We start from the raw sequence: 12,531 nt of genomic DNA, 5'->3' as shown, positions 1-12,531 counted from the left end.
GTTCGGACCGCTGCTGGAGGGCTTCGTCTTATGGAGCTCGCCCGGCAGCTCACCTGGTCGGACGAGCGGGTGGAGCTCTTCCACTACCGGACCAAGGACAAGGTCGAGGTCGACGCGGTGCTGGAAAACCGGCAGGGCCGCGTCGTCGGCGTCGAGGTCAAGGCCTCCTCCACGGTCCGCGCCGACGACTTCCGCGGCCTGCGCCACCTCGCCGACCGCCTGGGCGACGACTTCGTGGCGGGGATCGTCCTTTACACCGGCACCCAGACCCTCCCCTTCGGCCCCCGTCTGCGCGCCATGCCCGTCAGCGCCCTGTGGCAGGTTTGAGGCTGGATAGAACGCCACAACAACGTTTTGCCCGATATTTGAGAACAGCCGCCCGGATAGACCACGCCGAGCCACCTACGAACCGTCCATGATGGCCCCATGACCATCACTCAGGGCCACGTGTGCTCCAACACAGCGACGAGTATCGTCGCCGACGGTCCCGACTGCTTCCGGACACGAGTGGCGACCTCCTTCACCCTGTAGTCATCGAAACCTACTTGTGCCAGGTAAGCATCGAGAGGCGACAGGGTCAGATAAGCCTCTAATTCATCCGACTCGAGATGAATCGCATCAGGAGTCCGGTCATTCTCCACTTTCCAACCCCGAGAGACCAAGAGATCGGCGCGACGCTCTAGAGCATCTGACATGTTCATCCCATCGACAGCCAGGAAAAGATACCTCCTCGAGATCATGTAGTCGGATTGCGTACGCTGCGCCGCCGCCTCCCCCATCTGCCGCCCGATCCCCTGAACTTGGCGCACCGCCCTCTCGTCCACAATGAGTGGCCTGCCAGCCCAAGAGGATGCGACAAGATTCACCAATAGCGCCGCGAGGATCAGCAGCGCAAGGGGAATCATAAACAGGAGCAGAGCCTTTCTCAGCCGCCTGCCGGCCACTGCCATGCCTCCATCTCCTCACGCCACGGCTGCGCCGCATGGCTCGTCACACTCCAGACACACTCGCGTGAGCGGGGAGAACGCCCTCTCTACGCAACATCGTCGTCACACTCGAAGCACGATGGAGCAGCCCCGCAAAACAAAATTTTGCAGGCAAAGATTGGCAAACGTGCAGAAACGTATAACACCGCCGAGCCAAAGATCAAGGGACGCGTCTATATTTTGTTCAGATACGCGCTCGCATGCGGAATTACACACTCCGTCACCACGGAGCGCGATGATGACCGCCCCCGCAAGAAATAAAAAGAACTTCCGTCGGGGTCATCAGGTAAAAACACCTCCCGCAACAGCTTTTGTGACGGCCCGCTATCTGACCGCGACCTCGCCTGCCGCAGGGGCTGGCTCCGGTCCCCCTGCCGGCCCCGAGGTCCGTAGACTCGGCTGGGGTTCAAGGGAGGGCAAACCGTGCGCAAGGGTGAGTGGCCGCGATTCCAGGCCAGGCCGTACGTCTGCGGGGCCATCGGGCCCTCCGAGCAGGCGACGCTCGACCTGCTGGCACGGTCGGGGCCGGCCGTGCAGGCCGTGCACTCCGCGCCGGAGGCCGCGCTGCTCACGTCGGCCCCCCTGGCGCCGTACGCCACGGGAGCCCGGACGACCGCGTACGCGTGGGGCGGCCGGCAGCCCGAGACCGGGGGCGAGCCCCGGGCGAACGCCTGGCTGCGGGTCGCGGAGACCTACGAGACCCCGGGCCTGGTGGACGAGCCCGACGCGGTGAGCCTGCACACGGGCGGTCTCGGCCTGATCGACGTCTACTACCTCCAGGACGGCGACGCCGTCTACTTCTCCTCGCTGATCGAGCCGCTGCTCGCGCTGGCCCGGCGGCCGTACGAGGTGAACTGGGAGGCATGGGCGGCGATCCTCATGCTCACCTATCCGCTCCTCGAGGACACGCCCTACCGCCAGATCCGGCGCCTGCCCGGCGCGACCGCGCTGACCTGGTCGCGTCGCGAGCGCAGGCTGAGGGTGGACCGGCGGGCCCCGCGCTGGGTGCGGGAGGAGCCGGTCGACCGGGGCGTGACCGGCGGCGACCTGGTCGCGCTGCTGCACGATGCGCTCAAGCCGTACGAGCGGGTGCTGGTGCCGGTGAGCGGCGGGTATGACTCGCGGCTCCTGGCCAGCGTGGCGGTGGCCAGGAAGATGGACATCGAGTCGTGGACCACCAGCCCCGACGACGGGCTGGACAACGACATCGACTTCGCCCGCTACATCACCCGTGAGCTGGGCGTCCCCCACCGGATCATGCCGCAGGACCCGGCCGCCTATCCGCAGGAGGCGCTGTGGGCGGCCCGGCGCCTGGAGTTCCTCACCAGCCACCACGCGTGGTACTCCCCCTTCGCCCGCGAGGTGCACGGCGCGGGCCGGGCGCTGGTGGACGGCCTGGCGGGCGGCCCGCTGATGAAGAACTTCCTCATCACGGCGGACGCCGTCGGCGCGGGGACGGGCGCGTCCCGCCGCGATGCGCTGTTGAAGGCGCTGTCGACCGGCGACGCCCACATCCCGGTGCTCGGCGAGGCCGCCGCCGCGTGGATGGACGACCGGGTCCGTACGGCGTTCACCCGGGCGACCTCCATGCTGCACGGGCACCGGGCCGAGCTGCCGCTGAGCGTGCTGCACACCCGGACCGTGCGCGGCATCGCCCGGTCGCCGATCAACCTCGTCGGCCCCGAGGCGACCCCGGTCTTCCCGTTCCTGCACCCGGAGTTCTTCGACGCGGCGTTGTCGGTGCCGGTCGTCCGCAAGGAGGGCGGGAAGTTCTACCGGGAGGTCCTGCGGGCCGCCAACCCTCGGGTGGCGGCGCTGCCCTCGACCAACACCCCGCTGCTGCCGAACCGCCGGGTGCCGCTGCGCTCGAACGGGCCGGTCGCCCGCGAGTGGAACCACCGGATGCTGGTCAGGGCCGCGCAGATCCCCGGGCTGATGTCGCCCCAGATGCTGGACGCGATCGCCGGCGGGCCGGACGCGCTGACCGCCTTCGGGTCGTGGAACTCGCGGTTCTGGCTGCGGGCGCTGGTGGCGTTCGGGGCGTGGCTGGCCGACTACGAGGACGTGCTCGGCGACCTCACTCCGCCCTGGTCCGCAGCGTAGGCCGGCAGTCCGCACAGTTGTGGAGCGCGGCTGTGCGGTAGCTCTGCGTGATCACCTGGAAACAGGTAAAAACTGCATGTCAAACCGGCGTCAGCCTTTTCGGTCAGACCACTTCTGGTGGTAGTTTTGGTCAAATAGAGCCAAACATCATGGCGAGAGCTTCAAAAGCTCGGGTGTGACCTGACAACACGCTCCTCCTTCCTCAAGCGAGAACCAGATGAACGCTGCTGCGCCCTGCCCTGACTCGGCTTCCGGGTCATTCGGCGCCACCACCGGCGATCTCCCGGAGATCACCGACTTCACCTCACAGGACCCCCGCTGGTACAAGCGCGCGGTCTTCTACGAGGTACTGGTCCGCGGCTTCAAGGACTCCAACGGCGACGGCACCGGCGACCTGCGCGGGCTGATCGAGAAGCTCGACTACCTCAAGTGGCTCGGGGTCGACTGCCTCTGGCTGCTGCCGCTGTACCAGTCCCCGCTCAAGGACGGCGGCTATGACATCTCGGACTACCTCAAGATCCTTCCGGAGTTCGGCGACCTCGGCGACTTCGTGAAGCTGATCGAGGCCGCGCACGAGCGCGGCCTGCGGGTCATCACCGACCTCGTGATGAACCACACCAGCGACCAGCACCCCTGGTTCCAGGCGTCCCGCAGCGACCCGGACGGCCCGTACGGAGACTTCTACGTCTGGTCGGACGACCCGAACAAATACTCGGGCGTCCCCATCGTCTTCGTCGGCTCCGAGGAGTCGAACTGGACGTACGACCCGGTGCGCAAGCAGTACTACTGGCACCGGTTCTTCCACCACCAGCCCGACCTGAACTACGACAACCCGGACGTCCAGAACGCGATGATGGAGGTCATCCGCTTCTGGCTCGACCTCGGTGTGGACGGGTTCCGGCTGGACGCGGTGCCCTACCTGTTCGAGCGCGAGGGCACCTCCTGCGCCGGGCTGCCGGAGACGCACGCCTACCTCAAGAAGGTCCGCGCCGAGGTCGACCGGCTCTACCCCGACCGGGTGCTGCTCGCCGAGGCCAACGGCTGGCCGGAGGACGTCGTCGAATACTTCGGCGACCCCACCACGGGCGGCGACGAGTGCCACATGGCCTTCCACTTCCCGCTGATGCCGCGCATCTTCATGGCCGTACGCCGGCAGAGCCGCGAGCCGATCTCCGAGATCATGTCGCGTACCCCCAAGCTGCCGGAAAGCGCCCAGTGGGGCATCTTCCTCCGCAACCACGACGAGCTGACGCTCGAGACCGTGACGGAGGAAGAGCGCGACTACATGCACAAGGAGTACGCCAAGGACCCGCGCATGCGCGCCTACCTCGGCATCCGGCGGCGCCTGGCGCCCCTGCTGGAGAACGACAGGGACCAGATCGAGCTGTTCACCGCGCTGCTGCTCAGCATGCCGGGCTCGCCGGTCATGTACTACGGCGACGAGATCGGCATGGGCGACAACATCTGGCTGGAGGACCGTGACTCGGTCCGTACGCCGATGCAGTGGACCCCGGACCGCAACGCCGGGTTCTCCGAGGCCGACCCCGGCCGGCTCTACCTGCCGGTGGTCATGGACCCCGTGTACGGCTACCAGTCGGTCAACGTCGAGGCGCAGACCAAGAGCGAGTCGTCGCTGCTCCACTTCACCCGGCGGATGCTGCAGATCAGGCGGGAGCATCCGATCTTCGGCACCGGCAGCTACACCGAGCTGTGGTCGCCGAACCCGAGCGTGCTGACCTTCCTGCGGGAGGAGGGCGACGACGTGGTCCTGTGCGTCAACAACCTGTCGCGCTTCGCCCAGCCGGTCGAGCTCGACCTGCGGCGCTTCGCCGGGGTGACGCCCGTCGAGTGCCGGGGCGGCGTCCCCTTCCCGACGGTCGGCGAGCTGCCGTACCTGCTCACGCTGCCGGGCTACGGCTTCTACTGGCTGTCCCTGCGCAGGTCCTGATCCGGCCGGCGTGGCAAAGAGCCCCGTCCCGGGCCCTTCCACGGGCCTTGGACGGGGCGTCGTCGTGTTCACGGCAGACTTGACGCCGCCTTGGCCCACCCCTTTCGCCCGATGTGCCTACCGTGACGTGAACGGGCGGATTTCTCGCATCGGCGAGAGGGGGAGCCTCATGCTCCGGCACACCTACCTGTCCCTGGTCGCCGCGGTGGTCGCGGGCGCGGCCGTCTCCGGGGCCGCCACGGCACAGGCGCCGATGGTGCCGCGCGACGTCGACGCCACCGCGACTCTCACGAACGCGCAGGGGCAGAACGTCGGGACGGTCCAGGTGGAGAACGACGAGAACGGCGGGACCGAGGTGAAGATCAGGGTCACGGCCCTGCCGCCCGGGTTCCACGGCATGCACATCCACGACAAGGCCGTCTGCGACCCGAACGCGAAGGACCCGGCGACCGGCAGCCCCTTCTCCAGCGCGGGCTCGCATCTCGGCTCGGGCTCCCATCCCGGGCACGCGGGTGACCTGCCCGATCTCCTGGTCCGCGGCGACGGCGTCGGGCAGGCCTCGTACGTCACCGACCGGTTCACGGTGGAGGACCTGCTGAGCGGCGACGGCAGCTCGATCATCATCCATGCCAAACCGGACAACCACGCGAACATCCCCGGCCGCTACAGCCGTTCAGGGCCCGACGCCGAGACACTCAAGGCCGGCGACTCGGGCGGCCGGATCGCCTGCGGCGTGTTCAGGAGAGACTGACCGGCGCGTCCTCAAGAGGACCGAGCGACGTTCCGAGGCGGGATCGAGTGGCCTTTCGGGAGCGGCTGAACGGCGTTTCAGCAGCGGTGCGCGGCGTCATCAGGAATGGCCGGGCAGCCGGGGGGGCGGGGAAGACCGGCGGACGTCCGGGGCGAGTTCGCCGGTCCTTCAGCGGGCGGTGACGGGCACCTGCGCCCGCGCCGCCCGCCTGGCGGGGATCAGCGCCACCAGCAACGCCGCGCCGATCGCGATGAGCAGGGCGGCCGCGAGCATGCCGGGCGTGGGGGCGCGGCCGATGCCGGCGCCGACGCCGCTGCCGCGGCCCTCCAGGTCGATCAGCCACCGTGACCAGAACGCCCCAGCCGCGGCCCCCAGCACGACCCCCACCGCCGCGGGCAGGCCGGTGGCGGTCACCAGCGTGGCCATCACCTGGCGTGGGGTCAGCCCCATCGCCTTGAGCACGGCCAGGTCGAGGACGTGGTCGCGCAGCCCGAGCGCGCTCGCCGTCAACAGGCTGGCCAGCCCGATCAGGGCCAGCACGGCGACCAGCGCGATGATGATCACCCGGATGACCGCGAGCCGGTCGGCCGGGTTCACGGCCTGGGCCACCTCAAGCCCCTGCCCCTGCAGGCGTGCCCTCACCTGGGCCGCGTCGGCGCCGGGTCGCAGCACGAGTGCGTAGAACTGGGGCGGCTCCGCGTCCTTGGCCGCCAGGCTGTCCAACCCCAGCGACAGCACCTCGCCGTCCTGCTCCGGCTCGACAACGCGGCCCACGATCCGGACGATGAGCGGCGTGCCGCCGATCGTCACGCGGACCCGGTCGCCGATCTGCACGCCGAGGAGGTCGAGCAGGCCCTGCCCGGCGACCGCCTCGCCCCGGTCGGCGAACATCCGGCCCTCGACGACGGGGAAGGGGTAGGGGTCGGAGGACAGGCCGAGCGCCCTGGTCCGCACGGTCCTGGTCTGCCAGGGGACGAGCGCGTCGAGCTCGGCGCCCGGATAGGCCGCGACCACGTCCGGGTCGGCCATCGCGCGCTGGCGCGCCTCCTCGGCGGTCAGCTCGGCCGGCCGTACGGTCAGGGCCGCCGCCTGGCCCACGCTCTCCGGGTGGCGGATGAAGTCGTCCAGGGTCGTCCAGCAACCGAGCCCGATCGTGATCATCATCATCGGGATGGCGATGCCGCACAGCGTGAGCGCGGCGGGCGTCCTGCGGGTGAAGGCGTCCCTCGCGCCGAGGACGAGCGCGGGCGGCAGCCGTACGAGCAGGGCGACCCGGGCCAGCCGCGACAGGTGCCCGCGCGGCGGCGCCGCCGGGGCGGCCGGGATCGGCGGGGTGCGCCCGCCGCGCCAGGCCGGGATCAGCACCGCGGCCAGCACCGTCAGCGACGTCCCCACGAGGATCGCGGACAGCGGTCCGGCCGACAACGGGACGGCGACCGACTCCCCCATGGCGTACGTCGTGATCAGCCGGGCGACGAGCGCACCGGCGGCGATGCCGAGCAAGCCGAGCGTGCCGTGCTCGATGACGAGCATCCGCACCACCTGGCCGCGAGTGAACCCGAGCGACTTGAGCGTGGCGATGTCGCGCAACTGCATCAGCACCCGGCCTCCGGCGGCGTTGGCGAGCGCCAGCGCGGCGGCGACCAGGCCCGCGACGCCGAACAGCGCGAGCAGCAGGCCGAGCAGCCGGTTGTCGAGCTCCATGGAGGCCCGCACCTCGCGCCAGGTCGTCACCCGCTGCACCTGGTTGCGCATCGTGAAGACGGCCCGCTGGACGACGAGATCGGTGGTGGCGGGGTCGGCGAGGCGGAGCCCGGTCACGGTCTCGGTGCGGCCGGGGGCGGGCTCGACCACGTTCAGCGTCTGCGCGAGCGTCCAGGCCAGGCCCGGGGTCCACTCCGGATAGAACCCCTGGTCGCCGCTTTCCGCCAGCCCGGCGACGGTCAGCGTGTGGGTCGCACCGTTCAGTCCGGTGACGGTGAACGGGCTGCCCGGCCGCAGGCCGAGAGCGCGGGCGAACGACCGCTCGACGACCACGGCGTTCGGGGTGCGTACGTCGAGCCAGCGGCCCTCGCGCAGGAGCGGGCGGGCCACGGCGGGGAAGGCCGCCGGCGTCTCCTGCAGCGTGATCGGCACCCGGCGGCCATGCGCGACCAGCGTGGCGGGCGCGCTGCGGTAGGGCCCGGCGATGTCGGTCACGCCCTTCAACTGGCGCAGCGCGGACACGTCGGGCACGTCCTTGCTGTGGATCCAGATGTGCGCGCTGTTGCTGCGCTGGAACAGGCCGCGCCAGGGATTGGTGCCGTCCTCGAGCAGCGTGGCGGCGATGATCAGCGCGGTGACGATCCCCGCCACCGCGAGGACCGTGAGCGCCGCCTGGCCCCGGCGCGCCCGCAGGTCCGCGCGGATCCAGCGCAGCTCCGCGGTCCTCGTCGTGATCACGCGGCCCCCTCGCGCCGAGCCGGGCACTGCCGGCTCTTCGGGCTCTGCGGAGGGGTCACCGGGAAGGCATGGCGGGGGGACGGATTCAACTGCGCAGCTCCACGACGTCGCCGGCCGCTCCCAGAGGGCGCCGGCGCGACTTCGGGATCGCGCCGTCGTCGACGATCTGGCCGTCCAGCAGGCTGACGACGCGGTCGGCCATGCTCGCCACCCGCGCGTCATGGGTGACCAGCACGATCGTCTGGCCCTGCCCGTGCACCTGGCCGAGCAGGCGCAGCACGTCGCGGGTGTTGCGGCTGTCGAGGTTGCCGGTCGGCTCGTCGGCCAGCAGCAGCCGGGGCTGGTTCGCGAGCGCGCGGGCCAGCGCGACCCGCTGCTGCTCGCCACCGCTGAGCTGCGCCGGCGACGCCCCGGCGCGGTCGGCCAGGCCGAGCTCGCCGAGGAGATACTCGCGCCGTTCCCTGGCCTGCCGGGGCGAGACGCCGCCCAGCAGCGCGGGCAGCTCGACGTTGTCGGCCACGGTCATGTTCGCGACCAGGTTGAAGAACTGGAAGACGAAGCCGATCTTCTGCCGGCGCAGCACCGCCCACCCGCTCTCGGAGAGCGTGTCGGCCCGGCTGCCGTCCAGCCAGATCTCGCCGCTCGTTCTCGTGTCCAGGCCGCCGATCATATGGATCAAGGTGGACTTGCCCGACCCGGACGGGCCCATGACCGCGACGAACTCTCCCGCCTCGACGGTCAGATCGACCCCGCGTACGGCGTGCACCGGCAGCCCGCCGGTCTGGTAGATCTTCACCAGGTTGACGGCCCGTACGACGGGCGCCTCGGCACTCATTCCGCCTCCTCGCCGTGCGGCTTGGGGCCACATAAGTCCAGGGCGCTGCGCCTGTCGGTTCGCTCGCTCATGCCGCCCCCTCGCCTGACCGCTCGGGGTCGCATTCGCGAAACGCCCTGCGCCTATCGATTCGCTCGCTCCGCTCGCTCATGCCGCCCCCTCGCCTGACCGCTCGGGGTCGCATTCGCGAAACGCCCTGTGCCTATCGATTCGCTCGCTCCGCTCGCTCATGGCAGTTCCTCCTGGCAGCGTTCGAGCCAGTCGAGGTCGGCCTGCAGGTGGAGCATGGCTCCCTCGATGAGCAGCAGCGCGACGCGGTTGGCCGGATCGGTGCGCTCGGCCAGCTCGCGGAGATCTCGCATGAGCGAAAGGTAGTGCCGTCGCTGCCGGTTCACCAACGCCATGCGGTCGGAGAGCCCGGTCATGGGAGCCAGCACGAGCTTCATGAAGAACTCGTCACGCACCCGGGGGCCCTCGGTGGGCTCCTCGACCCAGTTCTCCAGTGCTTCCCTGCCGCTGGCGGTGATGTAGTAGACCTTCTTGTTCGGCCGGTTGGCCTGCTCGACGTCGACCGACCGGACATGCCCGTCCTTCTCCAGCCGGCCCAGGGTCACGTAGATCTGGCCGATGTTGGGCGACGGGTAGGCGCCTCCGAAGATCGTTTCGAGCGCCTGTTTCAGCTCGTATCCGTGGGCAGGTTCCTTCGCAAGGAGCGCCAGCAGCGACTGCCGCACGCGCCCACCCCCCCAGCCGTATCGAGCAGTTATCGGAGCGTTACGAGCTCATCCGTTGACGCTCACATTATCGCTATGCATAACATGCATGCACTTACCTAACACGTATGTAACCGGCTTTTCATACGGAGGCCACATGGTTCGCCGAGCTCTCGCCGCCCTGGCCGTCTTCCTGGCGGCCGGCTGCGCAGGGCTCGCCGACACCGGCGCCCAGTCGACGGTGGGCAGCGACGGCACCGGGCCGATCACACTGGCGATCGGCAGGGACACCACCGCCTACCTCCGCCCGCTGCTGGACCGGTGGAACCAGACGCACCCGGACGAGCCGGTGTCGCTGCTCGAACTGCCCGAGGCGGCCGACGAGCAGCGCGCACAGATGGTGGCCAACCTGCAGGCGCACAACGACGTCTACGACGTGCTCGCGCTCGACGTGATGTGGACGGCGGAGTTCGCCGACGCCGGCTGGATCGTACCGCTCGACCGCAGCCTGTTCCCCCTGGACAAGCTGCTCAAGGGCGTCGCCGACACCGCCATCTACCGGGACAGGCTGTGGGCCGCGCCCTACACCAGCAACGCCGGCCTGCTCTACTACCGGTCCGACATCCTGAAAAAGGAGCACCTGAAGCCGCCCAAGACCTGGGCGGAGCTGCGCGACCAGGCCTCCCGCCTGAGCGCGAAGTATCACATCGGTGGATATGCCGGGCAGTTCCTGCCGTACGAGGGGCTGACCGTCAACTTCGCCGAGGCCGTCCAGTCGGCGGGCGGGTCGATCCTCAGCCCGGACGCCCGCAAGGTCACGATGGACCTCGGCAGCGCACGAGCCGCGCTCGACTTCCTCGTCGGCGGAATCAAGGAGGGGTGGATCCCCCGCGAGGCGCTGACGTACAAGGAAGAGGAGTCGCGGCTCGCCTTCCAGGAGGGGCGGCTGCTGTTCGCCCGCAACTGGCCCCACGCGTACGGACCGGCCGCCCACTCGAAGCTGGCCGGGAAGTTCTCGGTGGCCCGGCTGCCCGGCCTGAACGGGCCGGGGTCGAGCTCACTGGGCGGCTACAACCTCGCCATCAGCGCCTTCTCGAAGCGGCAGAAGTCGGCGCTCGACTTCATCCGCTACTTCACCGGCCTCGACAACGAGCGGCTCGTGCTCACCGAGGGCTCGTTCCCGCCGGTGTGGGCGGAGCTGTACGACGACCCGGAGCTCATCAGGCGGTTCCCCTATCTGCCCGCGCTCAAGGAGGCGATCGTCTCGGCCCGGCCGAGGCCGGTCACCGCCGACTACAACCAGATCAGCCTGCTGATCTCCAGCGCCGTCTCCGGCGCGCTCACCCTCGCAAAACCCGTAGACGAGACCGTCGCCGACCTGAAACAGGGACTCGGCGAGGTCATCCAGTTCGGAGGATAGATATGCGGAAACTTCCCCCCATCATGGTCGCGTGCCTCGCTCTCGCCGCCGCGGCCGCGTGCGGCAGCGACTCCGGCAGCGAGCCCGCCGCCTCGGGCAGCGCCCCGGCCGCCGACAGCGCCGCGGCCAAGCCCCTGGAGGGTGTGAAGGTCGAGGTCGCCGCCAAGTGGACCGGCGACGAGCAGGCCAACTTCGAGAAGGTGCTCAAGGCGTTCGAGGAGAAGACCGGCGCCACGGTCACCTACGCGTCCACCGGTGAGGACACCGGCGCCTACCTCGGCCCCCGCATCCAGGGCGGCAACCCTCCGGACGTCGCGATCCTGCCGCAGCCGGGCCTGGTGCAGCAGTACGCCGACGAGAACGCGCTCAAGCCGCTGGCCCCCGAGGTGCAGGCGCAGATCGACCAGAACTACACCCCCTACTGGAAGGAGCTCGGCTCCGCCAAGGGCCAGGTGTACGGCGTGCTCGTCAAGGCCGCGCACAAGTCGCTCGTCTGGTATCGCCAGTCGGCCTTCGACGACGCCGGCGCGCAGCCCGCGTCCACCTGGGACGACCTGATCAAGAACGCCCAGACGCTGTCCGACTCCGGCGTCCCGCCGTTCGCGCTGTGCGCCGCCTCCGGCTGGACGCTGACCGACCTGTTCGAGAACGTCTACCTGTCCACCGCGGGCCCGGAGAACTACGACAAGCTCGCCAAGCACGAGATCCCGTGGACCGACGCCACGGTCGCGACCGCCCTTGAGAAGATGGCGCAGATCTTCGGCAAGAAGGAGTTCATGCTCGGCGGCTCGTCCGGTGCGCTGCAGACCGACTTCCCGACCTGCGTCACCCAGGTGTACGCCCAGAAGAAGGCCGCGATGGTCATCGAGGCCGACTTCGTCGCCGCCTCCCTCGGCCAGTCGGGCGCCAAGGTCGGCGAGGAAGCCAACATCATGCCGTTCCCGAAGGCCGGCGACACCGCTCCGGTCGTCCTCGGCGGTGACGTCGCGGTCGTGATGAAGGACAACAAGGGCGCGCAGGCGCTGGTGGAGTATCTCGCGTCCAAGGAGGGCGGCGAGGTCTGGGCCAAGCAGCCCGGCTACCTGTCCCCCAACCGCAACGTCTCCCCCGACAACTACCCCGACGAGCTGACCAAGCAGCTCGCCCAGACGATCATCTCGGCCGGCGAGTCGGTGCGGTATGACATGTCCGACCTCGCCCCCAGCGCCTTCGGCGGCACCGACGGCAAGGGCGAGTGGAAGGACCTGCAGGACTTCCTCCGCAACCCCTCCGACGTGAAGGGCGCACAGGAGAAGCTCGAGGCGGACGCCGCCAAGGCCTTCAAGTAAAGGAA

Annotated in this window: 10 protein-coding genes; 6 read left to right on the top strand and 4 right to left on the bottom strand. The window is 69.5% G+C overall.

What is annotated here, in order from left to right:
• Positions 1-327: DUF4143 domain-containing protein (locus tag FLV34_RS21410; RefSeq protein ID WP_187280686.1), on the top strand; the 327-nt coding region annotated here is incomplete at its 5' end.
• A gap of 110 nt (positions 328-437) precedes the next feature.
• Here FLV34_RS21410 and FLV34_RS21405 read toward each other — a convergent pair.
• The gene (locus FLV34_RS21405; RefSeq protein WP_147943879.1) at positions 438-950 is read right to left on the bottom strand and encodes a hypothetical protein; all 513 of its coding nucleotides are present in this window, start codon (positions 948-950) and stop codon (positions 438-440) included.
• A gap of 459 nt (positions 951-1,409) precedes the next feature.
• Here FLV34_RS21405 and FLV34_RS21400 point away from each other — a divergent pair, with 459 nt between their 5' ends.
• The 3 genes from FLV34_RS21400 (at position 1,410) to FLV34_RS21390 (ending at position 5,788) form a co-directional block, all read left to right on the top strand.
• The gene (locus FLV34_RS21400) at positions 1,410-3,089 is read left to right on the top strand and encodes an asparagine synthetase B family protein (protein ID WP_147943878.1); all 1,680 of its coding nucleotides are present in this window, start codon (positions 1,410-1,412) and stop codon (positions 3,087-3,089) included.
• 217 nt (positions 3,090-3,306) lie between these two features.
• Positions 3,307-5,037 carry a maltose alpha-D-glucosyltransferase gene (gene treS, locus FLV34_RS21395; RefSeq protein WP_142647171.1) on the top strand — a complete coding sequence of 577 codons (1,731 nt, stop codon included), beginning with the start codon at positions 3,307-3,309 and terminating at the stop codon, positions 5,035-5,037.
• A gap of 169 nt (positions 5,038-5,206) precedes the next feature.
• On the top strand, positions 5,207-5,788 hold the full coding sequence (locus tag FLV34_RS21390; RefSeq protein WP_147943877.1) for a superoxide dismutase family protein: 582 nt from the start codon (positions 5,207-5,209) through the stop codon (positions 5,786-5,788).
• Positions 5,789-5,956: 168 nt separating this feature from the next.
• Here the strand turns inward: FLV34_RS21390 and FLV34_RS21385 are convergent, their stop codons facing one another.
• The 3 genes from FLV34_RS21385 to FLV34_RS21375 form a co-directional block, all read right to left on the bottom strand.
• Entirely contained in the window at positions 5,957-8,230 is a 2,274-nt protein-coding gene (locus tag FLV34_RS21385; RefSeq protein WP_147943876.1) for an FtsX-like permease family protein, read from the bottom strand.
• Between the two features lie 85 nt (positions 8,231-8,315).
• Positions 8,316-9,065 (bottom strand): ABC transporter ATP-binding protein, encoded by a 750-nt coding sequence (locus FLV34_RS21380; protein ID WP_142647174.1) that lies wholly within the window; start codon positions 9,063-9,065, stop codon positions 8,316-8,318.
• Positions 9,066-9,292: 227 nt separating this feature from the next.
• Entirely contained in the window at positions 9,293-9,799 is a 507-nt protein-coding gene (locus tag FLV34_RS21375) for a PadR family transcriptional regulator (RefSeq protein ID WP_142647175.1), read from the bottom strand.
• Between the two features lie 136 nt (positions 9,800-9,935).
• On the opposite strand from FLV34_RS21375, the gene FLV34_RS21370 reads away from it, so the two are divergent.
• Positions 9,936-11,198 (top strand): ABC transporter substrate-binding protein, encoded by a 1,263-nt coding sequence (locus tag FLV34_RS21370; RefSeq protein ID WP_142647176.1) that lies wholly within the window; start codon positions 9,936-9,938, stop codon positions 11,196-11,198.
• Between the two features lie 2 nt (positions 11,199-11,200).
• Entirely contained in the window at positions 11,201-12,526 is a 1,326-nt protein-coding gene (locus FLV34_RS21365) for an ABC transporter substrate-binding protein (protein ID WP_142647177.1), read from the top strand.
• The last annotated feature ends 5 nt before the right edge of the window (positions 12,527-12,531 follow it).

The organism is Microbispora sp. CSR-4 (genome assembly GCF_008033685.1).
GTDB lineage: Bacteria > Actinomycetota > Actinomycetes > Streptosporangiales > Streptosporangiaceae > Microbispora.
Note: the sequence above shows the minus strand (reverse complement) of the source record. Positions and strands in the feature narration are given on the sequence as shown.